General features: G+C 67.9%; 24 protein-coding genes. 15 read left to right on the top strand and 9 right to left on the bottom strand.

Annotated elements, in window-relative coordinates; translation table 11 throughout:
- Positions 1 to 8 precede the first annotated feature (8 nt).
- The 9 genes from ACTWJ5_RS02490 (at position 9) to ACTWJ5_RS02450 (ending at position 7,612) form a co-directional block, all read left to right on the top strand.
- Positions 9 to 1,976, top strand: a complete 1,968-nt coding sequence (locus ACTWJ5_RS02490) for a dynamin-like GTPase family protein (protein ID WP_116424751.1) — start codon at positions 9 to 11, stop codon at positions 1,974 to 1,976.
- Positions 1,977 to 2,057: 81 nt separating this feature from the next.
- Entirely contained in the window at positions 2,058 to 3,197 is a 1,140-nt protein-coding gene (metX, locus tag ACTWJ5_RS02485) for a homoserine O-succinyltransferase MetX (RefSeq protein WP_444437401.1), read from the top strand.
- Between the two features lie 9 nt (positions 3,198 to 3,206).
- Positions 3,207 to 3,827, top strand: coding sequence for a methionine biosynthesis protein MetW (gene metW, locus ACTWJ5_RS02480; protein ID WP_009615228.1), 621 nt, complete (start codon positions 3,207 to 3,209; stop codon positions 3,825 to 3,827).
- A 35-nt stretch (positions 3,828 to 3,862) separates the two neighbouring features.
- The gene (locus ACTWJ5_RS02475) at positions 3,863 to 4,285 is read left to right on the top strand and encodes a DUF4426 domain-containing protein (RefSeq protein WP_074977854.1); all 423 of its coding nucleotides are present in this window, start codon (positions 3,863 to 3,865) and stop codon (positions 4,283 to 4,285) included.
- Positions 4,282 to 4,875, top strand: a complete 594-nt coding sequence (gene rdgB / locus ACTWJ5_RS02470) for an RdgB/HAM1 family non-canonical purine NTP pyrophosphatase (RefSeq protein WP_444437400.1) — start codon at positions 4,282 to 4,284, stop codon at positions 4,873 to 4,875. The genes ACTWJ5_RS02475 and rdgB overlap by 4 nt, the downstream gene beginning before the upstream one ends.
- Entirely contained in the window at positions 4,872 to 6,068 is a 1,197-nt protein-coding gene (gene hemW / locus ACTWJ5_RS02465; RefSeq protein WP_444437399.1) for a radical SAM family heme chaperone HemW, read from the top strand. Before rdgB ends, hemW begins: the two co-directional genes overlap by 4 nt.
- Before the next feature lie 14 nt (positions 6,069 to 6,082).
- On the top strand, positions 6,083 to 6,922 hold the full coding sequence (locus ACTWJ5_RS02460; RefSeq protein ID WP_444437398.1) for a glycosyltransferase: 840 nt from the start codon (positions 6,083 to 6,085) through the stop codon (positions 6,920 to 6,922).
- Positions 6,923 to 6,983: 61 nt separating this feature from the next.
- The gene (locus tag ACTWJ5_RS02455; protein WP_009615221.1) at positions 6,984 to 7,307 is read left to right on the top strand and encodes a DUF3392 domain-containing protein; all 324 of its coding nucleotides are present in this window, start codon (positions 6,984 to 6,986) and stop codon (positions 7,305 to 7,307) included.
- A gap of 50 nt (positions 7,308 to 7,357) precedes the next feature.
- Positions 7,358 to 7,612 carry a hypothetical protein gene (locus tag ACTWJ5_RS02450; protein WP_074977863.1) on the top strand — a complete coding sequence of 85 codons (255 nt, stop codon included), beginning with the start codon at positions 7,358 to 7,360 and terminating at the stop codon, positions 7,610 to 7,612.
- A gap of 469 nt (positions 7,613 to 8,081) precedes the next feature.
- On the opposite strand, the gene trmB is transcribed toward ACTWJ5_RS02450, so the two are convergent.
- The 4 genes from trmB to ACTWJ5_RS02430 all read right to left on the bottom strand — a co-directional run bounded on the left by trmB (position 8,082) and on the right by ACTWJ5_RS02430 (position 10,432).
- Positions 8,082 to 8,753 carry a tRNA (guanosine(46)-N7)-methyltransferase TrmB gene (gene trmB / locus ACTWJ5_RS02445; protein WP_301502876.1) on the bottom strand — a complete coding sequence of 224 codons (672 nt, stop codon included), beginning with the start codon at positions 8,751 to 8,753 and terminating at the stop codon, positions 8,082 to 8,084.
- Positions 8,754 to 8,891: 138 nt separating this feature from the next.
- Entirely contained in the window at positions 8,892 to 9,698 is an 807-nt protein-coding gene (locus ACTWJ5_RS02440) for a thiazole synthase (RefSeq protein WP_009615215.1), read from the bottom strand.
- A gap of 57 nt (positions 9,699 to 9,755) precedes the next feature.
- Positions 9,756 to 9,956, bottom strand: a complete 201-nt coding sequence (thiS, locus tag ACTWJ5_RS02435) for a sulfur carrier protein ThiS (RefSeq protein ID WP_074977870.1) — start codon at positions 9,954 to 9,956, stop codon at positions 9,756 to 9,758.
- A 101-nt stretch (positions 9,957 to 10,057) separates the two neighbouring features.
- Entirely contained in the window at positions 10,058 to 10,432 is a 375-nt protein-coding gene (locus ACTWJ5_RS02430; RefSeq protein WP_074977872.1) for a DUF423 domain-containing protein, read from the bottom strand.
- A 32-nt stretch (positions 10,433 to 10,464) separates the two neighbouring features.
- Between ACTWJ5_RS02430 and mtgA the strand changes: the two genes are divergently transcribed.
- Positions 10,465 to 11,190: a monofunctional biosynthetic peptidoglycan transglycosylase gene (gene mtgA / locus ACTWJ5_RS02425; RefSeq protein ID WP_074977874.1), complete on the top strand. Its 726-nt coding sequence runs from the start codon at positions 10,465 to 10,467 to the stop codon at positions 11,188 to 11,190.
- Between the two features lie 7 nt (positions 11,191 to 11,197).
- Here the strand turns inward: mtgA and ACTWJ5_RS02420 are convergent, their stop codons facing one another.
- The 5 genes from ACTWJ5_RS02420 to ftsY form a co-directional block, all read right to left on the bottom strand.
- Complete coding sequence (locus ACTWJ5_RS02420; RefSeq protein ID WP_043313979.1) at positions 11,198 to 11,800, bottom strand: hypothetical protein; 603 nt, start codon at positions 11,798 to 11,800, stop codon at positions 11,198 to 11,200.
- Between the two features lie 79 nt (positions 11,801 to 11,879).
- Complete coding sequence (rpoH, locus tag ACTWJ5_RS02415) at positions 11,880 to 12,734, bottom strand: RNA polymerase sigma factor RpoH (RefSeq protein WP_074977877.1); 855 nt, start codon at positions 12,732 to 12,734, stop codon at positions 11,880 to 11,882.
- Between the two features lie 113 nt (positions 12,735 to 12,847).
- Positions 12,848 to 13,855, bottom strand: a complete 1,008-nt coding sequence (gene ftsX, locus ACTWJ5_RS02410) for a permease-like cell division protein FtsX (protein WP_009615204.1) — start codon at positions 13,853 to 13,855, stop codon at positions 12,848 to 12,850.
- The gene (ftsE, locus tag ACTWJ5_RS02405; RefSeq protein WP_009615202.1) at positions 13,855 to 14,526 is read right to left on the bottom strand and encodes a cell division ATP-binding protein FtsE; all 672 of its coding nucleotides are present in this window, start codon (positions 14,524 to 14,526) and stop codon (positions 13,855 to 13,857) included. Before ftsE ends, ftsX begins: the two co-directional genes overlap by 1 nt.
- Positions 14,523 to 15,971, bottom strand: coding sequence for a signal recognition particle-docking protein FtsY (gene ftsY / locus ACTWJ5_RS02400; RefSeq protein WP_444437397.1), 1,449 nt, complete (start codon positions 15,969 to 15,971; stop codon positions 14,523 to 14,525). Before ftsY ends, ftsE begins: the two co-directional genes overlap by 4 nt.
- 107 nt (positions 15,972 to 16,078) lie before the next feature.
- On the opposite strand from ftsY, the gene ACTWJ5_RS02395 reads away from it, so the two are divergent.
- From ACTWJ5_RS02395 to ACTWJ5_RS02375, 5 genes are read left to right on the top strand one after another with little or no spacing between them, the layout of a single operon-like run.
- Complete coding sequence (locus ACTWJ5_RS02395) at positions 16,079 to 17,488, top strand: M16 family metallopeptidase (protein ID WP_253408001.1); 1,410 nt, start codon at positions 16,079 to 16,081, stop codon at positions 17,486 to 17,488.
- Complete coding sequence (locus tag ACTWJ5_RS02390; protein WP_444437396.1) at positions 17,485 to 18,978, top strand: M16 family metallopeptidase; 1,494 nt, start codon at positions 17,485 to 17,487, stop codon at positions 18,976 to 18,978. Before ACTWJ5_RS02395 ends, ACTWJ5_RS02390 begins: the two co-directional genes overlap by 4 nt.
- A complete protein-coding gene (gene rsmD / locus ACTWJ5_RS02385) occupies positions 18,978 to 19,589 on the top strand; it encodes a 16S rRNA (guanine(966)-N(2))-methyltransferase RsmD (protein WP_253391856.1) in 612 nt (203 codons plus the stop codon). The genes ACTWJ5_RS02390 and rsmD overlap by 1 nt, the downstream gene beginning before the upstream one ends.
- A 29-nt stretch (positions 19,590 to 19,618) precedes the next feature.
- Positions 19,619 to 20,623, top strand: coding sequence for a virulence protein RhuM/Fic/DOC family protein (rhuM, locus tag ACTWJ5_RS02380; protein ID WP_074977890.1), 1,005 nt, complete (start codon positions 19,619 to 19,621; stop codon positions 20,621 to 20,623).
- Between the two features lie 11 nt (positions 20,624 to 20,634).
- Complete coding sequence (locus ACTWJ5_RS02375) at positions 20,635 to 21,630, top strand: hydrolase (RefSeq protein ID WP_116424742.1); 996 nt, start codon at positions 20,635 to 20,637, stop codon at positions 21,628 to 21,630.
- The last annotated feature ends 52 nt before the right edge of the window (positions 21,631 to 21,682 follow it).

The following is a 21,682-nucleotide window of genomic DNA, read 5'->3' as shown; positions in this document are numbered from 1 at the left end:
CCGCCTGGATGAGCATGGAGCGACTCAGTCAGCAGATCGACGCCTACGTCACCTGGAAGCGGGAACTGGTCCGGGACATCATCCGCTATCGCAGTTGGCTGGAGCAGAGCCGGCTGAACAGCGCGGACATAGACGCTCGCCTGGAGCGCGCCCTGCGCCTGCTGCGCCTGGACCACATCACCCTGGCCTTCGTCGGCGAGTTCTCCCGCGGCAAGACCGAGCTGATCAACAGCCTGTTCTTCTCCGAGTACGGCCAGCGCATGCTGCCCTCCCAGGCCGGGCGCACCACCATGTGCCCCACCGAGATCTTCTTCGACCCGCGCTCCGAACGCCCCTACATCCGCCTGCTGCCCATCGAGACACGGGTGGCCGACGCCAGCATCGCCCGCTTCAAGCAGGTGCCGCGGCACTGGGTGAACATCCCCCTGGACACCTCCGACCCGGCCAACATGGCCCAGGCCTTCGCGCAGACCGCCCGGACCAAGAGCCTGCCGGTGGAACAGGCGATCCAGCTGGGCTTCCTCCCGGACATGCTGGAAGCCGCCGAACGCCCCGGCCACGTGCGCGTGCCGGCCTGGCGCCACGCCCTGGTCAACTTCGACCACCCGCTGCTGCGCCAGGGCCTGCGCATCCTCGACACCCCCGGCCTGAACGCCCTGGGCAGCGAGCCGGAACTGACCCTGTCGATGCTGCCCAGCGCCCAGGCGGTGGTCTTCCTGCTGGCCGCCGACACCGGCGTCACCGCCTCGGACCTGGCGGTCTGGCAGGACCACGTGCGGCACCTGGTGGAAGACGGCCAGTGCACGCTGTACGCGGTACTGAACAAGGTCGACGTGCTCTGGGACGACCTGGCCGGCGACGCCTTCGTGCACAACGCCATCCAGCGCATCCGCGACGCCACCGCGCGGCAGCTGGGCATCCCCCGCGACAGCGTGCTGCCGCTGTCGGCCAAGCAGGCGCTGCTGGCCAAGGTGCGCAACGACGCCGAACTGCTCGCCCGCAGCCAGCTGGAAAGCCTGGAAACCCTGCTCTGCGAGCGCATAGTGGCGGACAAGGAACGCCTGCTGGAAGGCGCGGTGCTCAGCCAGGTGCTGGCCCTGCTGAACAACAGCCAGCACAGCCTGCGCGCCCGCCTGGAGCGCCTGCGCGAACAGCAGGCTCAACTCGAAGGCCAGCAGCAGGACAGCGGCCAGCTGCTGTTCGAGCTGACCGCGCGGACCAAGGAAGACCACGGCCTGCACCACCGCCGCCTGCTCAACCTGAAGACCAACCAGCGCCTGCTGCGCCGCCAGGGCGAGCTGCTCGGCCAGACCGTGCGCGCCGAACGCCTGGAGCGGCACCTGGCCAAGGTCCACGAGAAGCTGCGCGGCAGCTGGACCACTCTGGGCATCAACCAGGCCATCCTGAACTTCTTCCAGGCCGTGGAGGGCGACCTGCACAGCCTGCAGCACGAGGCCGAGCTGGGTAACCGCATGGTCGAGGCCATCTACCAGCGGCACAACCAGGAAAACCCGCTGAACGCCCTGGACGCCCCGCGCTTCGACGTCGCCGGCTACCAGCGCGAACTGGCCCGGCTGCGCGAGCAGGCCGACCGCTTCCGCCTGCAGCTCAAGACCCTGCTCACCGAACAGCGCCTGCTGACGCGGCGCTTCATCGCCACCCTGGCCCAGGAAGTCATCCTCCTGCACCAGCGCGTGCGCGAAGAAGTCGAGCGCTGGGCCACCGACGCCCTGATGCCGCTGATGCAGTACACCCTGGAGAACAAGCAGCTGCTGGAAACCCACATGCTGCGCCTGAAGGCCCTGGCCCAGGAAACCCAGCAGGTGCGCCAGCGCGCCCTGCTCATGGCGCGCTACCAGGAAGAACTGGAAAAACAGCTGGCCGAGGCCTCGGAAATCCTCCGCCTGCTGCGCCGCCCCTCGCCGCTGCAACGCCAGGCCCGCGTGGTCGCCCTGCCCGGCTCGCAGCGCGCCTGAACGCCCGCGGCAGGCCCGGCCTTGCCGCAGGGGGCGGTGCTCTTTAGACTGGCGCCCTCCTTTTATTCATGAGCTGGGTCGATGCCAACAGTCTTCCCCGAAGATTCCGTCGGTCTGGTCTCTCCCCAGACGCTGCACTTCAGCGAACCCCTGGCCCTGGTCAGCGGCAGGACGCTGCCCGAATACCAGCTGGTGATCGAGACCTACGGCGAGCTGAACGCCACGGCGAGCAACGCCGTGCTGATCTGCCATGCGCTTTCCGGCCACCACCACGCCGCCGGCTACAACAGCCCCGACGAGCGCAAGCCGGGCTGGTGGGACAGCTGCATCGGCCCGGGCAAGGCCATCGACACCCGCAAGTTCTTCGTGGTCGCGCTGAACAACCTCGGCGGCTGCAACGGCTCCACCGGCCCCACCAGCCTCGACCCGTCGACCGGGCGCATCTACGGCTCCGATTTCCCGGTGGTCACCGTGGAAGACTGGGTCAACAGCCAGGCGCGCCTGGCTGACCGCCTGGGCATCAATCAGTGGGCCGCGGTAGTCGGCGGCAGCCTCGGCGGCATGCAGGCGCTGCAGTGGACCATCAGCTACCCCGAGCGCGTGCGCCACTGCCTGTGCATCGCCAGCGCGCCCAAGCTTTCGGCGCAGAACATCGCCTTCAACGAAGTGGCGCGCCAGGCCATTCTCTCGGACCCGGAGTTCCTCGGCGGCCACTTCCAGGAACAGGGCGTGATCCCGCGCCACGGCCTGCGCCTGGCGCGCATGGTCGGGCACATCACCTACCTGTCCGATGACGCCATGGGCGAGAAATTCGGCCGCGACCGCAAGACCGAGAAGCTCAACTACGACCTCTACAACGTCGAATTCCAGGTCGAGAGCTACCTGCGCTACCAGGGCGAGGAATTCTCCAACCGCTTCGACGCCAACACCTACCTGCTGATGACCAAGGCGCTGGACTACTTCGACCCGGCCTCCGCCCACGACGGCGACCTGGTGCGCACCCTGGCCGGCGTGAAGGCGGACTTCTGCCTGATGTCCTTCACCACCGACTGGCGCTTCTCCCCGGCGCGCTCGCGGGAGATCGTCGACGCCCTGATCGCGGCGAAGAAGAACGTCTGCTACCTGGAGATCGACGCACCCCAGGGCCACGACGCCTTCCTCATGCCGATCCCCCGCTACCTCCAGGCCTTCAGCGCCTACATGAACCGCATCAGCGTATAAGGAAGCCCCATGCGCGCCGACCTGGACATCATCCAAGACTGGATCCCCGCCGGCAGCCGGGTGCTCGACCTCGGCTGCGGCGACGGCGAACTGCTCGCCTGGCTGGCCGAACACAAGCAGGTCACCGGCTACGGCCTGGAAATCGACAGCGAAAATATCGCCAAATGCGTCGAACGCGGCGTTAACGTCATCGAGCAGGACCTGGACAAGGGCCTCGGCAGCTTCGCCAGCAACAGCTTCGACGTGGTGGTCATGACCCAGGCCCTGCAGGCCGTGCACTATCCGGACAGGATCCTCGAGGAAATGCTCCGCGTCGGCCGCACCTGCATTATCACCTTCCCCAACTTCGGCCACTGGCGCTGCCGCTGGTACCTGGCGCGCAACGGCCGCATGCCGGTGTCGGAATTCCTTCCCTACACCTGGTACAACACGCCGAACATCCACTTCTGCACCTTCAAGGACTTCGAGGCGCTGTGCCGCGAGAAGCGCCTGCGGGTGCTCGACCGCCTGGCGGTGGATCGTGACCACCGTCATCGCTGGTCCTGCCGAGTTTGGCCTAATCTGTTGGGTGAAATCGGCATCTACCGGGTCAGCGGTCCAAGCCTGCCGGACCACCGCATCGCCGTCTGAACCGCCCGGGGCCCCGAACCCAGGAGAAGAAAACCATGCGCCGCCTAGCCTCCCTGCTGTTCTGCCTGTTCCTGGCACTGCCGGCCTTCGCCGAGCAGGCCACCACGCTGGGGGACCTCAAGGTCCACTACAGCGTCTACAACTCCAGCTTCCTCCAGCCCAAGGTCGCCGCGGCCGTCGGCGTGGTGCGCAGCAAGGCCCAGGGCGTGATCAACATCGTGCCGCTGGACGCCAGCGGCAAGCCGGCCCAGGTCACCGTCTCCGGCACCGCCAAGAACCTCATGGGCCAGCCGATTCCGCTGACCTTCAAGCGCGTGGTGGAAGAAGGCGCGGTCTACCACATCGCCCAGTTCCCCATCGAAGGCCGTGACACCCTGACCTTCGACATCCAGGTACAGAAAGGCTCCGAAGCCCCGCAAAGCTTCGAGTTCCTCCAGGAAATCTACCCAGACGAATGATCAAGCTCGAACAACTGGTGCTGGCCAGTCACAACGCCGGCAAACTCAAGGAACTCCAGGCCATGCTGGGCGCCCACGTGAAAGTGCGCTCCATCGGCGAGTTCAGCGACGTGGAGCCGGAGGAAACCGGCCTGTCCTTCGTCGAGAACGCCATCCTCAAGGCGCGCAACGCCGCGCGCATCTCCGGGTTGCCGGCGCTGGCCGACGACTCGGGCCTGGCGGTGGACTACCTCGGCGGCGCGCCGGGCATCTATTCCGCGCGCTACGCCGACGGCAAGGGCGACGCGGCGAACAACGCCAAGCTGCTGGACGCCCTGCGCGAAGTGCCGGACGACCAGCGCGGCGCGCAGTTCGTCAGCGTCCTGGCCCTGGTGCGGCATGCCGACGACCCGCTGCCGATCCTCTGCGAAGGCATCTGGGAAGGCAGCATCCTCCACGAGGCCCGCGGCGAGCACGGCTTCGGCTACGACCCGCTGTTCTGGGTGCCGCAAAGCGGCTGCTCCAGCGCCGAACTGCCCCCCGAGCAGAAGAACCGCCTGAGCCACCGCGCCCGCGCCATGGCCCTGCTGAAACAGCGGTTGGGGTTATGAAAGCAGCTGAAAGCTCGAAGCTCGAAGCTGAAAGCCACCAGCTTCCAGCTTCCGGCTTTCAGCTCCCGCCCCTGTCGGCCTACATCCATATCCCCTGGTGCGTGCGCAAATGCCCGTACTGCGACTTCAATTCCCACGCCGCCGGCCCGGAGCTGCCCGAGGACGCCTATGTCCAGGCGCTGCTGGCCGACCTGGCAGCTGACCGGCAGCACGTCCACGGCCGCAGGCTGACGTCGATCTTCTTCGGCGGCGGCACGCCCAGCCTGTTCTCCGCCAGTGCCCTGGGGCGCATCCTCGAAGGCCTGGAGCGCGAAGTCGGCTTCAAAAACGACATCGAAATCACCCTGGAAGCCAACCCCGGCACCTTCGAACAGGCCAAGTTCGCCGACTACCGGGCCCTGGGCATCAACCGTCTGTCCATCGGCGTGCAGAGCTTCCAGGCCGACAAGCTCAAGGCCCTGGGGCGTATCCACGATGGCGACGAGGCGGTGCGCGCGGCGGACATGGCGCGCCGCGCCGGCTTCGACAACTTCAACCTCGACCTGATGCACGGCCTGCCCGACCAGAGCGTGGCCGACGCCCTGGCCGATCTGGAGCAGGCCATCGCCCTGGCCCCGACGCACCTGTCCTGGTACCAACTGACCATGGAGCCGAACACGGTGTTCTGGAGCCAGCCGCCGGAACTGCCGGAAGACGACGCCCTCTGGGAAATCCAGGAAGCCGGCCAGGCCCGCCTGGCGCAAGCCGGCTACGTCCAGTACGAGACCTCGGCCTACGCCCGCGACGGCCTGCGCGCCCGGCACAACCTCAACTACTGGACCTTCGGCGACTTCCTCGGCATCGGCGCCGGCGCCCACGCCAAGCTCAGCAGCCCCGAAGGCCGCATCCTGCGCACCTGGAAGACGCGCCTGCCGAAGGACTACCTGAACCCGGCCAAGGCCTTCCAGGCCGGCGAACGGGTGCTGGAAGCGGCCGACCTGCCCTTCGAGTTCATGATGAACGCCCTGCGCCTGGTGGACGGCGTCCCGGCAGAGCTGTTCGAGCAACGCACCGGCCTGCCCCTGCAAGCCATCGCCGAAGCCTGTCGCGAAGCCCGCGCCCAGGGCCTGCTGGCCGAGGACGACGAGCGCCTGCGGCCGACCGAACGCGGCCAGCTGTTCCTCAACGACCTGCTGCAGCAGTTCCTGCCCTGAGGCCTGCGCGCGGCATGCGAGCGACCATCGTCCTGGTGATCTACAAGGAGAAGCTCAGCGACTCGGAGAGCTTCCGCAGCCTCATGCAGAACCAGGCCCTGCTGGCCACCCATGACGTCAGCCTGGTCATCCACGACAACAGCCCGACGCCCCAAGCGCTGCCGCCCGGCGAATACCCCATCGCCGTGAACTACAGGCACGACCCGAGCAACCCGGGCCTCGCCGCCGCCTACAACCTGGCGCTGCGCGATGCCTGCGAGCAAGGCCACGACTGGCTGCTGCTGCTCGACCAGGACACCCGGCTGCCCGAGGCGTATTTCCACGAGCTGGCAGAGCGGGCGGATGACCTGGCCGCCGATTGCGTCTGCCTGGTGCCGCGTGTCAGCGATGGCCAGCGCCAGGTCTCGCCCATGGACAACAGCCGTGTCCGCGCCAGCGCGGAAGGCATCGAGACCGGCTATCGCAGGCAGCAGATGACCGCGATCAACTCCGGCGCCTGCTGGCGCACCGCCTGGCTGGCCCGGATCGGCGGCTTCAATCCCGCCTTCCCGCTGGATTACCTGGACCACTGGGCCTTCCACCGCGCGCTGTCCGACGGCAAGCAGGTCTACGTCATGGCCGCCGGGATCCGCCAGAACCTCTCGATCAGCAACCGCAACCAGGTCTCCCGGGCCCGCTACGAAAGCATCTACGAGTCGGAGTACCGCTACTACAGCCAGTACCGCCCCGAACTCTTCGCCAGCTACCGGCGCCACCTGCCGCTGCGCCTGATCAAGCAGCTTCTGCTGTTCCGCGACAAGAAACTGGCCTGGAAGACGTTGCAGCTGCTGCTGCGAAAAACGCCTGGCGGCTGAACCACCCACCCGTCGCTCGGGTAAACTCCCCCCGTCGACCGCCCCCGACCAAGGAGCCTGCATGGACTTCGCCCTCGACCTGATCGCCAGCGCCTCCCGCTGGAGCCGCAGCCATCTGTCCGATATCGCCCTGGCGATCATGGCCACCCTGCTGGTGCTGTTCGGCCCGGCGATCAATGCCTGGGTGCAGCAGCGCATCGGCAGCCTCAACTTCGTCTTCCGCACCCTGCTGTTCGTGCTCATCTGCGCCGTGGGCTACGGCCTGGCGATGGTCTTCGTCACCCCCTGGGTGGCCCACGGCCTGAACTACTTCAACAACTACACCCTGGCGCCGGTGCTGCTGTTGCTGTTCTTCATCATCGGCATGATCGCCGACCGCAGCTGACGGGCCTGCTAGTGTTTCCCCAGTAGCCAACGCGCAGCTGGGGAAACGCCATGAAACCGATCAAGCACCTGTACCTGCACTTCATCGACGGCCAGCGCCTGGCGCTGCGCTTCCCGCAACAGAGCGAGGACCCGGTGGAGGTGGCGCAGGGTATCCGCAAGCAACTGGAGTCGCCCTGCCTGAGCATCGAGGTGGACGGCGACCTGCTGCTGATCCCGCGCAACAGCATCAAGTACCTGCAGATCACCCCGGCGCCGCTGAGCCTGCCGGACATCACCGTGGTCGGCGCGGAGCTGATCGACTGATTCCGCGGTAGGAGCGCGCCCTGCGCGCGATTCGCGGGCAGGGCCCACTCCTACAGGGGCAGGGGAAACACTGACGTAGGATGGGTTGACACGAAGCGATACCCATCACCGCGGCCGCATGGGTTTCGCAGGCTCAACCCATCCTACGAAGAGCACCTCGGCGCAGTCGACACGCCGCCGCCCCGCCCGTAGGAGCGGACCTTGTCCGCGATGCCGGAGGTTCCGGCGCGATTCGCGGATGAGATCCGCTCCTACGCCGCGCCACCTACGCCATTCCCATGTAGGAGCGCGCCCTGCGCGCGATATCGCGGGCAGGGCCTGCTTCTACGTTGCAGGCGAGCATGGCTTTTCGTAGGAGCGAGCTTGCTCGCGAATGAGTCCCACAGCGGAGTGTGTTCGCGAGCAAGCTCGCTCCTACGAAGAGCACTACGGCGCGACCTATAAGACAGCGTGCAGGACGTTCGGTGGCTCAGTCGACGCGCTGGAACTTCAGGTCCCAGACGCCATGGCCCAGGCGCTCGCCGCGGCGTTCGAACTTGGTCACCGGGCGCTCTTCCGGGCGCGGCACGTAGGTGTTGTCCGGGGACAGGTTGCGGTAGCCGGACGCGGCGTTCATCACTTCCAGCATGTGCTCGGCGTACTGTTCCCAGTCGGTGGCCATGTGCAGGACGCCGCCGACCTTCAGCTTGCTGCGCACCAGCTCCGCCCAGGCCGGCTGGACGATGCGGCGCTTGTGGTGGCGCGCCTTGTGCCAGGGGTCGGGGAAGAACAGCAGCACGCGGTCCAGGCTGGCGTCGGCCACGCAGTCGCGCAGCACTTCCAGGGCATCGCAGCTGTAGACGCGGATGTTGGTCAGGTTCTGCGTCAGCATGCCGTTGAGCAGCGCGCCCACGCCCGGGCGGTGCACTTCGACGCCGATGAAGTCCTGGTCCGGCGCCGCGGCGGCCATTTCCAGGGTGGCGTGGCCCATGCCGAAGCCGATCTCGAAGGTGCGCGGGGCCTTGCGCCCGAACACCTGGTCGAAGTCGCGCGGGCCGTCGGCCAGTTCCAGGCCGAAGCGCGGCCAGCCCTGGTCGAGGCCGCGCTGCTGGCCTTCGGTCATGCGCCCGGCGCGCATCACGAAGCTCTTGATGGTGCGCATCGGCCGGTCGGTGGCCTGCTCGGCCTGGGGCTGCTGGGTATCGCTCATGTTCGGACCTTGGAAAAAACGGGGCAGTGAAAGTGACGACGGGCCGGCCCGCGCTTGGCGAACCGGCCCGCTCGGGGCGCCGCGCCGGGGTCAGCCGATCAGGCCGCTCATCGGCGAGGAGGCGCTGGCGTACAGTTTGCGCGGCATGCGCCCGGCCAGGTAGGCCAGGCGACCGGCGACGATGGCGTGCTTCATGGCCTCGGCCATCATCACCGGGTTCTGCGCGTGGGCGATGGCGGTGTTCATCAGCACCGCCTCGCAGCCCAGCTCCATGGCGATGGTGGCGTCGGAGGCGGTGCCCACGCCAGCGTCGACCAGCACGGGAACGGTGGCTTCCTCGAGGATGATGCGCAGGTTGTAGGGGTTGCAGATGCCCAGGCCGGAGCCGATCAGGCCGGCCAGCGGCATCACCGCGATGCAGCCCATCTCGGCCAGCTGGCGGGCGATGATCGGGTCGTCGCTGGTGTACACCATCACGTCGAAGCCGTCCTTGACCAGCACTTCGGCGGCCTTGAGGGTTTCCACGACGTTGGGGAACAGCGTCTTCTGGTCCGCCAGCACTTCCAGCTTGACCAGGTTGTGGCCGTCCAGCAGCTCGCGGGCCAGGCGGCAGGTGCGCACCGCTTCCACGGCGTCGTAGCAGCCGGCGGTGTTCGGCAGGATGGTATAGCGGTCCGGCGGGATCACGTCGAGCAGGTTGGGCTCGTCGGGGTTCTGGCCGATGTTGGTGCGGCGCACCGCCACGGTGACGATCTGCGCGCCGGAGGCCTCGATGGCGCGGCGCGTCTCGTCGAGATCCTGGTACTTGCCGGTGCCGACCAGCAGGCGCGATTCATAGGTACGCCCGGCGAGGGTGAAAGGCTTGTCGACCGGCAGGGTGGAAGAGGCTTGGCTCATCGGATCTTTCCTCAGCAAAAGCGGGTGGGGCGGGGCCTGAATCGGGGAAGCGACGGCCTAGCCGCCGCCGATGGCGTGCACCACCTCCACCTGGTCACCCTCCTTGAGGGCGGTGGCGGCGTGCTGGCTGCGCGGCACTATGTCCAGGTTCAGTTCGACCGCGACGCGGCGCCCGCCCAGTTCCAGGCATTCGAGCAGGTGGGCCACGCTCTGGCCGTCGGGCAGCTCGTAGGGTTCGCCGTTCAACTGGATACGCATGGGCAGCACCGTCGCGATTGGAGGGGGTGGGCATTCTAGCCCGAGAGCCGGCGATGACCAAGGCGCAAGCGGGGCATCGGCCGGCGATTCTGACGTCCGGGTCAGCCCGTCAGCTTCCAGGCCGCCAGGCCCAGGCACAGCCAGCCGGCGAGGAAGCAGACGCCGCCGATAGGGGTGATGGCGCCGAGCACTGGAGTGGAAGTCAGGGTCAGCAGGTAGAGGCTGCCGGAGAAGATCAGGATGCCGGCGACGAAGAACCCGCCGGCGATGCCCACCAGGCGGCCGCCCAGGTGCGCCGAGAGCAGCGCCACGCCGAACAGGGCCAGGGCATGGAGCATCTGGTAGTGCACGCCGGTCTGGAAGATCGCCAGGTAGTCGGAGCTCAGGCGGCTCTTCAGGCCGTGGGCGGCGAAGGCGCCGAGGGCCACGCCGGTGAAGCCGAAGAAGGCAGCGAACAGCAGGAAGGTACGCAACATGGGAAACTCCCCGATAGGTCAGGGCCGTTATAATGACGCGCACTATCGCCCGGGCAAACCCTCGCATGCGCACATTGTTCCGCCGCCTGATCAAGTTCCTCCTCTGGTTCGCCCTGGGCAGCGTGGCCGTGGTCGTCGTCCTGCGCTGGGTGCCGCCGCCGGGCAGCATGCTGATGGTCGAGCGCAAAGTGCAGTCCTGGTTCAACGGCCAGCCCATCGACCTGCAGCGCGACTGGCGCAGCTGGGACTCGATTTCCGACAACCTCAAGGTGGCGGTCATCGCCGGCGAAGACCAGAAGTTCGCCGAGCACCATGGCTTCGACCTGCCGGCCATCGAGCAGGCCCTGGCCCACAACGGCCGTGGCAAGAGCCTCCGCGGCGCCAGCACCATCAGCCAGCAGACCGCCAAGAACCTGTTCCTCTGGTCCGGCCGCAGTTGGCTGCGCAAAGGCCTGGAAGCCTGGTTCACGGTGCTGCTGGAAACTCTCTGGCCGAAGCAGCGCATCCTCGAGGTCTACCTGAACAGCGCCGAGTGGGACGATGGCGTGTTCGGCGCCCAGGCCGCCGCGCGCCACCACTTCGGCGTCGACGCCAGCCGCCTGTCGGCGCAGCAGGCCGCGCAACTCGCCGCGGTGCTGCCCAACCCGCGCCAGTGGAGCGCTGCGCGCCCCAGCGGCTACGTGCGCCAGCGCGCCGCCTGGATCCGCCAGCAGATGTGGCAGCTCGGCGGCCCCGACTACCTGGAACGCCTGCGCTGAGCCTCGCTCAGTGCGCCAGGCTCTCCCGCGGCACCACCTGCAGCCAGACCAGCTCGCCATTGCGGTGCAGCAGCGTCAGGCCGCGCTCGGGATAGATCCAGGCCTCGCCGCCGTCGGTCTGCAAACGCAGGCGCGGCGGGCCGAAGCTGGCCACCAGGCGGCCGACGCTCAGCGTCTGGCTGGGCGCCAGCAGCACCGAGGCCACCGTCTGCCGGCGCAGCTGTTCCAACATGGCGTCGCTGAGCGGTTGATCGGGTGCCCCCGGCGCTATGCCCGTGGCCTTCTGCAGGCTGCTGCGCTCCTCGTCGCTCAGCACCAGTTCGGCCTCCATGCGCCAGGGTCCGTCGGGCGTGCCCAGGGTGCCACGGTAGCTCAGCTGGGCACCCTGCTGGTCGCGGGTCAGCCACAGCGCGCCCTCCTGCCAGCTGTGCAACTGGCCGAGGTCCAGGGTGCCGTCGGCCAGGGGGCCGAACACCTCGCGCTGCCAGTCCTCCAGCCAGGCCGGCGGCGGCAGCGGCGCCGTGGAGCGCGCCACCCACAGGCCGGCGGCGAAGGCCAGCAGGGCGAAGGCGAGGATCAGCAGGCCATGGGCCGGGCGTAGTCGGGGCATCGGGTCTCCGGGCATTCGCGGGCAGAAAAAAACCGCACCCCGAGGGGTGCGGTCTTCAGTCTAGCGGTGCAGCGGGCGCTTACGCCTCGATGCGCCCCTTGAGCTTGTTCATCGCGTTCTTTTCCAGCTGACGGATGCGCTCGGCGGACACGTTGTACTTGGCCGCCAGGTCGTGCAGCGTCGCCTTCTCCTCGGCCAGCCAGCGCTGCTGGAGGATGTCGCGGCTGCGCTCGTCCAGGCCTTCCAGCGCCTCGTGCAGGCTGGCGGTGGAGCTGTCGCTCCAGTCCGCTTCCTCCAGTTGGCGCGCCGGGTCGTAGCGATGGTCTTCCAGGTAGTGCGCCGGCGACTGGTAGGCGCTTTCGTCGTCGGCGTCGGCCGCCGGGTCGAAGGCCATGTCCTGGCCGCTCAAGCGGCTTTCCATCTCGCGTACTTCCCGGGCTTCCACGCCCAGACTCTCGGCGACGCGTTCGACTTCGTCGTTGCTCAGCCAGGCCAGACGCTTCTTCTGGCTGCGCAGGTTGAAGAACAGCTTGCGCTGCGCCTTGGTGGTGGCGACCTTGACGATCCGCCAGTTGCGCAGGATGAACTCGTGGATTTCCGCCTTGATCCAATGCACGGCGAAGGACACCAGACGTACACCCATTTCCGGGTTGAAGCGTTTCACGGCCTTCATCAGGCCGACGTTGCCCTCCTGGATCAAATCGGCCTGGGCCAGGCCGTACCCGGAATAACTCCGGGCGATGTGCACGACGAAGCGCAGGTGCGCCAGCACCATTTGCCGTGCCGCTTCCAGATCTTGCTGATAGAAGAGGCGTTCGGCCAGTTCGCGCTCCTGCTCCGGCGTCAACAGCGGGATGCTGTTCACCGAGTGCACGTAGGCTTCCAGGTTCGCGCCGGGAGCCAGGGCATAGACAGGTTGCAAAGAAGTGGTCATGCGAATCCTCCGATTCACGAAACTCGCGCAGTGTAGCACTGAGCGATCTGACTGCAAGCGGGTGTAAAAGTTCCTTTACAGCCTTGAAGAAAACCGGGTAAATCAGTCGTTTGTCAGCGCGGCGCCAGCTCCCGCAGGTGCCGCGCCACGGCCAGCCAGGCGCCGATCCAGCCCAGCAGCACCGCGCCTATGGTCAGCGACAGGCCGTCGTTCAAGGGCACGCCGGCCAGGGTGAAATCGCTGCCGTAGAGGCCGGCCAGGTTGACCACCGAGGCGTTCAGCCAGTTCAGCCCGAACTCCAGCAGGGCCCAGGACAGGATGCCGGCGCCCAGGCCGTAGAGCGCGCCCATATAAAGGAAGGGCCGACGCACGTAGCCGTCGGTCCCGCCGACCAGCTTGATCACTTCGATTTCGTTACGGCGGTTTTCGATGTGCAGACGAATGGTATTGCCGATCACCAGCAGCAGGGTCAGCACCAGCACCACGGTCAGGCCGAAGACGAAACGGTCACCCAGCTTGAGGATCGCCGACAGCCGTTCGACCCACACCAGGTCCAGCTGCGCCTGTTGTACCCCGGGCAGTTCGGCCAGGCGTTGACGCAAGGCATCGAGCTGGTTGCGGTCGACCTGCTTGGGCGTCACCGAGATCACCGCCGGCAGCGGGTTCTCCGGCAGCTCCTTGAGCGCCTCGCCCAGGCCGGACTGTTCCTGCAGCTCTTTCAACGCGTCCTCGCGGCTGATCAGCTGCGCCTCGATCACGTCGGGCATGCGCTCGATCTGTTCACGCAGGTCCTGGCCCTGGCTCTCGCTGGTCTTCAGGTCCAGGTACAGGGAAATCTGCGCCGCGCGCTGCCAGGAGCCGCCCAGGCGCTCGACGTTGCCCAGCAGCAGCGACAGGCCCATCGGCAGGCTCAGGGTGATGCCCATCACCAGGCAGGTGAAGAAGCTGCCGAAGGGGTGGCCGAACATCCGCTTGAGGCTGTCCACCAGGCTGGCGCGATGGCTTTCGCCGTAGGCGCTGAACAGCTGGCCCCAGTCGGTGGATTCCTTCTCCACGCGCTCGCGGCTCTTCTTCGGCTGCGTGCCCTCCTCCGGGGCGTGCGGCAGTTGCTGATCGTTCATCAGGCCTCCTCCTCGCGGTCCGCGATGATCCGCCCGCGCTGCAGGGTGATCATCCGATGGCGCATGCGCGCGATCAGCGCCAGGTCGTGGCTGGCGATCAGCACGGTGGTGCCGAGGCGGTTGATGTCCTCGAACACGCCCATGATCTCCGAGGCCAGGCGCGGGTCGAGGTTGCCGGTGGGTTCGTCGGCGAGCAGCAGGGCCGGGCGGTGCACCACCGCGCGGGCGATGCCGACGCGCTGCTGCTGGCCGGTGGAGAGGTCGGACGGCAGGTCCTCGGCCTTCTCCTTGAGGCTCACGCGGTCGAGCGCCGCCTCCACCCGCTGGGCGATCTCCGCCTTGGGCAGGCCGAGGATCTGCAGCGGCAGGGCGACGTTGTCGAACACCGTGCGGTCGTTGAGCAACTGGTGGTTCTGGAACACCACGCCGATCTGCCGGCGCAGGAAGGGAATCTGCGCGGTGGTGATGCGCGCCAGGTCCTGGCCGCCGAGCAGCAGCTTGCCGGAGGTCGGCCGCTCCATCGCCAGGATCAGCCGCAGCAGCGTGCTCTTGCCGGCGCCGGAGTGGCCGGTGACGAAGAGAATCTCGCCGCGGTGGATGCGGAACGAGGCGTCATGCAGGCCGACGTGGCCGTTGGGATAGCGTTTGCCGACCTGCTCGAAGCGGATCATGCGATCTCCCGGGTCTCGAACAATGCACGGACGAAAGCGTCGGCCTCGAAGGTGCGCAGATCGTCGATCCCTTCGCCGACACCGATGTAGCGGATCGGCAGGCCGAACTGCTTGGCCAGGGCGAAGATCACCCCGCCCTTGGCGGTGCCGTCCAGTTTGGTCAGGGCCAGGCCGGTGAGTTCCACGGCGTTGTTGAACTGCTTGGCCTGGTTGATGGCGTTCTGCCCGGTGCCGGCGTCGAGCACCAGCAGGACCTCGTGGGGAGCCGTGTCGTCCAGCTTGCCGATGACCCGGCGCACCTTCTTCAGCTCTTCCATCAGGTTGTCCTTGGTGTGCAGGCGCCCGGCGGTGTCGGCGATCAGCACGTCGACGCCACGGGCCTTGGCGGCCTGCACCGCGTCGAAGATCACCGAGGCCGAATCGGCGCCGGTGTGCTGGGCGATCACCGCGATGCTGTTGCGCTCGCCCCACACCTGCAGCTGTTCCACGGCAGCGGCGCGGAAGGTGTCGCCGGCGGCCAGCATGACCTTCTTGCCGTCCATCTGCAGCTTCTTCGCCAGCTTGCCGATGGTGGTGGTCTTGCCCACGCCGTTCACCCCGACCACGAGGATCACGTAGGGCTGCTTGCCGGCCGCGATGGCCAGCGGCTGCTCCACCGGGCGCAGCAGGCCGGCCAGTTCTTCCTGCAGGGCCTTGTACAGCGCCTCGCTGTCGGCCAGCTCCTTGCGCGCCACGCGCCTGGTCAGGTTCTGCACGATGGCGGTGGTGGCCTCGACGCCGACGTCGGCGGTCAGCAGGCGCGTCTCGATCTCGTCGAGCAGGTCGTCGTCGATGGCCTTCTTGCCCAGGAACAGGCTGGCCATGCCCTCGCCGAGGCTGGCGCTGGTCTTCGACAGGCCCTGCTTGAGGCGGGCGAAGAAACCGAGCTTGGCCGCTTCGGATGGAACGGCGGGCTTCTCGATGGCGGCGGGCGCGGGCTCGGCGACCTCCGGCTGCTCCGCGACCGGAGCCGGAGCCGGAGCCGGAGCCGGAGCCGGAGCCGGGACAGGCTCGACCACGGGCGCGGCGGGGGCAACGGGCGCGACTGCCTCGACAGGGGGCTGCGGCTCGGCGGGAATCTGCGGTTCGACCGGGCGGACCGGCTCCAGCGGCTCGGCCGGCTGGCTTTCAGCCTGCGGGGCCGGCGCCAGAGGTTCGGCAGGGGCCACGGGCAGCGGCGTGCGCAGTTCGTCGACGGGCGCCGGCCGGGGCGCTTCGGCCACCGGGACCGCTGCGGCTTGCTCAGGCTGCGCTGCCGGGGCTTGCGCCGCCTGCGCAGGGGCCGCCTCGGCTTCGGAGGCTGGCGCTACGGTTTCTTCGGCCTGGGGTTTCTTGCGGAACCAGCTGAACAGGCCTTTCTTCTCCCCGCCCTGCGGGGCCTTCTTGTCGTCGTTGGAACCAAACATGAATGGCTTGCATCTCAAGGGAGCGGCACGGGACGTGGCCGCCCGGAAAACGGATGGGTATCCTAGCATCTCCTCGCCTGCCGGGGTTAGGCGGCTGCCCGACAGCCATGCCACCGCCCTTCGGGCCACCAGCAAGGACCTGTTCGACCATGAAGAAACCTCCCCGCCGCGCGCTCGGCCTGCTCTGCGGCGTACTCTGCCTGCCGCTGTTCGCCCTCGCCGCCGAACCCCAGCCGACCCACGAATACGTACTGGACAACGGGCTCAAGCTGGTAGTTCGCGAAGACCACCGCGCCCCCGTGGTGGTCTCCCAGCTCTGGTACAGGATCGGCTCCAGCTACGAGACGCCCGGCCTCACCGGCCTGTCCCACGCCCTGGAACACATGATGTTCAAGGGCAGCAGCAAGATGGGCCCGGGCGAAGCCTCGCGCGTGCTGCGAGACCTCGGCGCCGAGGAGAACGCCTTCACCACCGACGACTACACCGCCTACTACCAGGTGCTGGCCAAGGACCGCCTGCCGGTGGCCTTCGAACTGGAAGCCGACCGCATGGCGCACCTGACACTGCCGGCCGACCAGTTCAAGAGCGAGATCGAGGTGATCAAGGAAGAACGCCGCCTGCGCACCGAGGACAAGCCCTACGCCCTCGCCTACGAGCGCTTCAAGGCCGCGGCCTACCTGTCCAGCGGCTACCACTCGCCGACCATCGGCTGGATGGCCGACCTGCAGCGCATGACCATCGACGACCTGCGCGCCTGGTACAAGGCCTGGTATGCGCCGAACAACGCCACCCTGGTGGTGGTCGGCGACGTCCAGCCCGAGGAGGTCAAGGCCCTGGCCCAGCGCTGGTTCGGCGACATCCCGCGGCGCGAACTGCCGCCGGCGCGCAAGCCGCTGGAAGTGCCCGACCCGGGCGAACGCCGCCTCACCCTTGAAGTTCGCACCCAGCTGCCCAGCCTGATCATGGGCTTCAACGTGCCCAGCCTGGGCAGCAGCGAGAACCCCCGCGAGGCGCATGCCCTGCGGCTGATCTCCGCGCTGCTCGACGGCGGCTACAGCGCCCGCCTGTCCTCGCGCCTGGAGCGCGGCCAGGAGCTGGTGGCCGGCGCCTCCGCCTCCTACGACGCCTTCGCCCGCGGCGACACCCTGTTCACCCTGAGCGCCACCCCCAACGTGCAGAAGGGCAAGACCCTGGAGCAGGTGGAGAAGGCCCTCTGGCAGCAGCTCGACGAACTCAAGACCACCCCGCCCAGCCAGGAAGAACTGGAGCGCGTGCGCGCCCAGCTGATCGCTGGGCTGGTCTTCGAGCGTGACTCCATCGCCGCCCAGGCCAGCAGCATCGGCCAACTGGAGAGCGTCGGCCTGTCCTGGCGCCTCGCCGACCAGGATCTGGAGGCCATCCGCCAGGTCACGGCCGAAGACATCCAGAAAGCCGCCCGCACCTATTTCGTCCGTTCGCGCCTGACCCTCGCCCAGGTGCTGCCGCAAGCCGATACCGACAAGGAGCCGAGCAAATGAGTGAACGAAATGGCCTGCGCTACGGCCTGCTCGGCCTGGTCGTCCTCCTGCTGATCGCCGGCCTGGCGTTCTGCGTCAGCCGCCCCGCCGGCGGCAGCGACCCCGCCCCGCAGGCGCCGGCCGCCGCAGCGCCCAGCGGCCTGCAGTCGCTGGCCGAGGCCGCCGGCAAGAAGCCCGGCCACCGCCAGCTGGACATCCAGCGCTGGACCACCGCCGAAGGCGCCCGCGTGCTCTTCGTCGAGGCCCACGAGCTGCCGATGTTCGACCTGCGCCTGACCTTCGCCGCCGGCAGCAGCCAGGACGGCGACGCCCCGGGCCTGGCCATGCTGACCAACGCCATGCTCAACGAAGGCGTGCCGGGCAAGGACACCAGCGCCATCGCCGCCGGCTTCGAGGACCTGGGCGCCGACTTCATGAACGGCTCCTACCGCGACATGGCGGTGGCCGGCCTGCGCAGCCTGAGCGAGAAGGACAAGCGCGAAGCCGCCGTCGCCCTGTTCGACCAGGTGGTCGGCCAGCCGACCTTCCCCGAAGAAGCCCTGGCGCGCATCAAGAACCAGGTGCTGGCCGGCTTCGAGTACCAGAAGCAGAACCCCGGCAAACTGGCCGGCCTGGAACTGTTCAAGCGCCTCTACGGCGACCACCCCTACGCCCATTCCAGCGACGGCAACGAACAGTCGGTGCCGAAGATCGGCAGCGCCCAGCTGCGCGCCTTCCACCAGAAGGGCTACGCCGCCGGCAACACGGTGATCGCCCTGGTCGGCGACCTCAGCCGCGCCGAGGCCGAGGCCATCGCCGCCAAGGTCTCCGCCTCGCTGCCCAAGGGCGCGGCGCTGCCGCCGGTGGCCCAGCCGACCGTGCCCAAGCCGGGCCCCAGCCACATCGAGTTCCCGTCCAAGCAGACCCACCTGCTGCTGGCCCAGTTGGGCATCACCCGCAACGACCCGGACTACCCGGCGCTGTACCTGGGCAACCAGATCCTCGGCGGCGGCGGCTTCGGCACCCGCCTGATGGACCAGGTGCGCGAGAAGCGCGGGCTGACCTACGGCGTGTCCTCCGGCTTCACCGGCATGCAGGCGCGCGGGCCTTTCACCATCGGCCTGCAGACCCGCGCCGAACTCAGCGAAGGCACCCTCAAGCTGGTCCAGGACATCGTCCGCGACTACGTGAAGAACGGCCCGACGCAGAAGGAACTGGACGACGCCAAGCGCGAACTGGCCGGCAGTTTCCCGCTGTCCACCGCGAGCAACGCCGACATCGTCGGCCAGCTCGGCGCCATCGGCTTCTACGGCCTGCCCTCGGACTACTTGGAAACCTTCCTGGCCCAGGTCCAGGCGCTGGACGTGGACAAGGTCAAGGCGGCCATGCAGCGCCACGTCGACCCGGACGCCTTCGTCATCGTCACCGCCGGCCCCACGGTGCCGCAGAAACCGCTGCCGCCGCCCACCGACAAACCGGCCGAACAGCCCCTCGGCGTTCCGGAGCACTGATGAACAGAAGACCCAAGGCCCCTGCCCCTGCCAACGCCCGCCAGCACGGCGGCCAGGGCCAGCTGCGCATCATCGGCGGGGAGTGGCGCAGCCGCCGCTTCGCCTTCCCCGACGGCCCGGGCCTACGCCCGACCCCGGACCGGGTGCGCGAGACGCTGTTCAACTGGCTGGCCGCCTACGTCCCCGGCGCCCGCGTGCTCGACCCCTTCGCCGGCAGCGGCGCGCTGTTTCTCGAAGCCCTGTCCCGCGGCGCCAGCAGCGGCCTGGCCCTGGACCTGAACCGCGAAGCCGTGGCCGCCCTGCACGGCCACCTGGCCACCCTCAAGTGCGAGAACGGCGAAGTGCAGCTGCAGGACGCCCTCGCCTACCTGGCCAAGCAGGCGCCGGCGCCGGTCGACCTGGTATTCCTCGACCCGCCCTTCCACCAGGACCTGCTGCAGAACAGCTGCCGCCTGCTGGAGGAAAACGGCTGGCTGGCGGCCGACGCCTGGATCTACACCGAGAGCGAAAGCGCCCCCTCCAGCCTCGGCCTGCCGGCCAACTGGCGGCTGCACCGGGAGAAGCAGGCGGGGAATGTGCATTACGCGCTGTGGCGGCGCAGCGGCCAATAAGCCAAACCACCTGGCGCAAGGAGCAGCCAATGGACGAACCGACGCAGAGCCCCATCGCCATTTATCAGGCGGATGACGGCGGCCAGACCACCGAAGTTCGTCTGGAAGGCGAAAGCGCCTGGCTGACTCAGAGGCAGATGGCAGAGCTGTTCGCCACGACGCCGGAAAACGTGCTGATGCACCTGAGGAACATCTACCGGGAAGGCGAGTTGCAGGAAGAGACAACTACTAAGGATTTCTTAGTAGTTCGCGAGGAAGGCCGGCGAAAGGTGCAGCGCCGGCTCAAGCATTACCACCTCGACGCCATCATCTCCGTCGGCTACCGCGTCAACTCCCGGCAAGGCACACGCTTCCGCATCTGGGCGAGCCAGGTACTCAAGGACTACCTGGTTCAGGGTTACGCACTCAACGAACGCCGCCTTCAAACCCAGCAAGCCCGCATTCGCGAACTGGAGCGGACGCTGACGCTGTTCCAGCAGAACCTCATCGACCAGGCCAGCCTGCCCGAGGCGCGGGGCCTGGTGAGTGTCATCGCCGGCTATGCGCGCACCTTCGTGCTGCTCAACCAGTTCGACAGCGAGCGCCTGCCCGCGGAAGGCTTCGATGAAAGCATCCGCTACGCCATCGAACCCGCCGATGCCCACGCCGCGATCACGGCCCTGAAGACCGACCTGCTAGCCAAGGGCGAGGCAAGCGAGTTGTTCGGCCGCCCCAAGGACGACAGCTTCCTCGGCATCCTCGGCAACGTCACGCAGTCCTTCGCCGGACAATTCCTCTACCCCAGCATCGAGGAGCAGGCTGCGCACCTGCTTTACTTCATCATCAAGAACCATCCGTTCACCGACGGCAACAAGCGTATTGGCGCCTTCCTGTTCATCTGGTTCCTGCAGCGCAACCAGCATCACCTCAAGCACGACGGCGAACTGAAGATCAACGACAACGCCCTGGCCGCCATCGCCCTGCTGGTGGCGCAAAGCGATCCACGACAGAAAGAACTGATGATCCACCTGATCATGAACCTCATCCGCAACTGAGCCGTGCCCGCATGACTCCGCCCTTCCAACCCGCCTGGTGGCTCCCCGGCCCGCATCTGCAGACGCTCTACGGCTCGCTGCTGCGCAAGGCGCCGGTGTTGCAGCGCGAGCGCGAGCGGCTGTGGCTGGAGGACGGCGATTTCCTCGACCTCGACTGGCACGGCCCGCACAGCGCGCGCACGCCGCTGGTGCTGGCCATCCATGGGCTGACCGGATCTTCCGACTCGCACTACATCCGAGGCCTGCAGTTCGCCGTGCAGGCCCGCGGCTGGACCAGCGTGGCGCTGAACTGGCGCGGCTGCTCGGGCGAGCCCAACCTGCTGCCGCGCGGCTACCACTCGGGCATCAGCGAGGACCTCGCGGCGGTCGTCGAGCACCTGCGGCGCATGCGCCCGCTGGCGCCGCTGTATGCGGTGGGTTATTCGCTGGGCGGCAACGTGCTGCTCAAGTACCTCGGCGAGCAGGGCCAGGACTGCCCCTTGCGCGGCGCCGCAGCGGTGTCGGTGCCGTTCCGCCTGGACCGCTGCGCCGACCGCATCGGCATCGGCTTCTCGCGCATCTACCAGGCGCACTTCATGCGCGAACTGGTGGCCTACGTGCGCAACAAGCAGCAGAGCTTCGCCCAGCGCGGCGCCCAGGAGCACCTGGCGGCGCTGGAACGCCTGGGACCGCTGGACGGCATGCGCACCTTCTGGGATTTCGACGGCCGCGTCACTGCCCCGCTGCACGGCTTCGCCGACGCCCACGACTACTACAAGCGCGCCTCCAGCCGCTTCTACCTGGGCGGCATCCGCACCCCGACGCTGATCATCCATTCCAGCGACGATCCCTTCATCGACGCCGGCAGCATCCCGCCGGCGGACGAGCTCTCGGCCAGCACCGAACTGGAGCTGCACGAGCACGGCGGCCATGTGGGCTTCATCGGCGGCACGCCGGGGCGGCCGGACTACTATCTGGAGAGACGCATACCCGACTGGCTGCTGGCCCTGCACGGCAGCGCCGGCTGAAGCCGGCTTGACCGGGATCAGCATCGGCCGGCCAGCGATGGTCCAGGCTGGA

It is taken from the genome of Pseudomonas sp. A6 (assembly GCF_052367875.1).
Lineage (GTDB): Bacteria > Pseudomonadota > Gammaproteobacteria > Pseudomonadales > Pseudomonadaceae > Pseudomonas > Pseudomonas citronellolis.
This window is presented reverse-complemented; position numbering and strand designations above follow the sequence as displayed.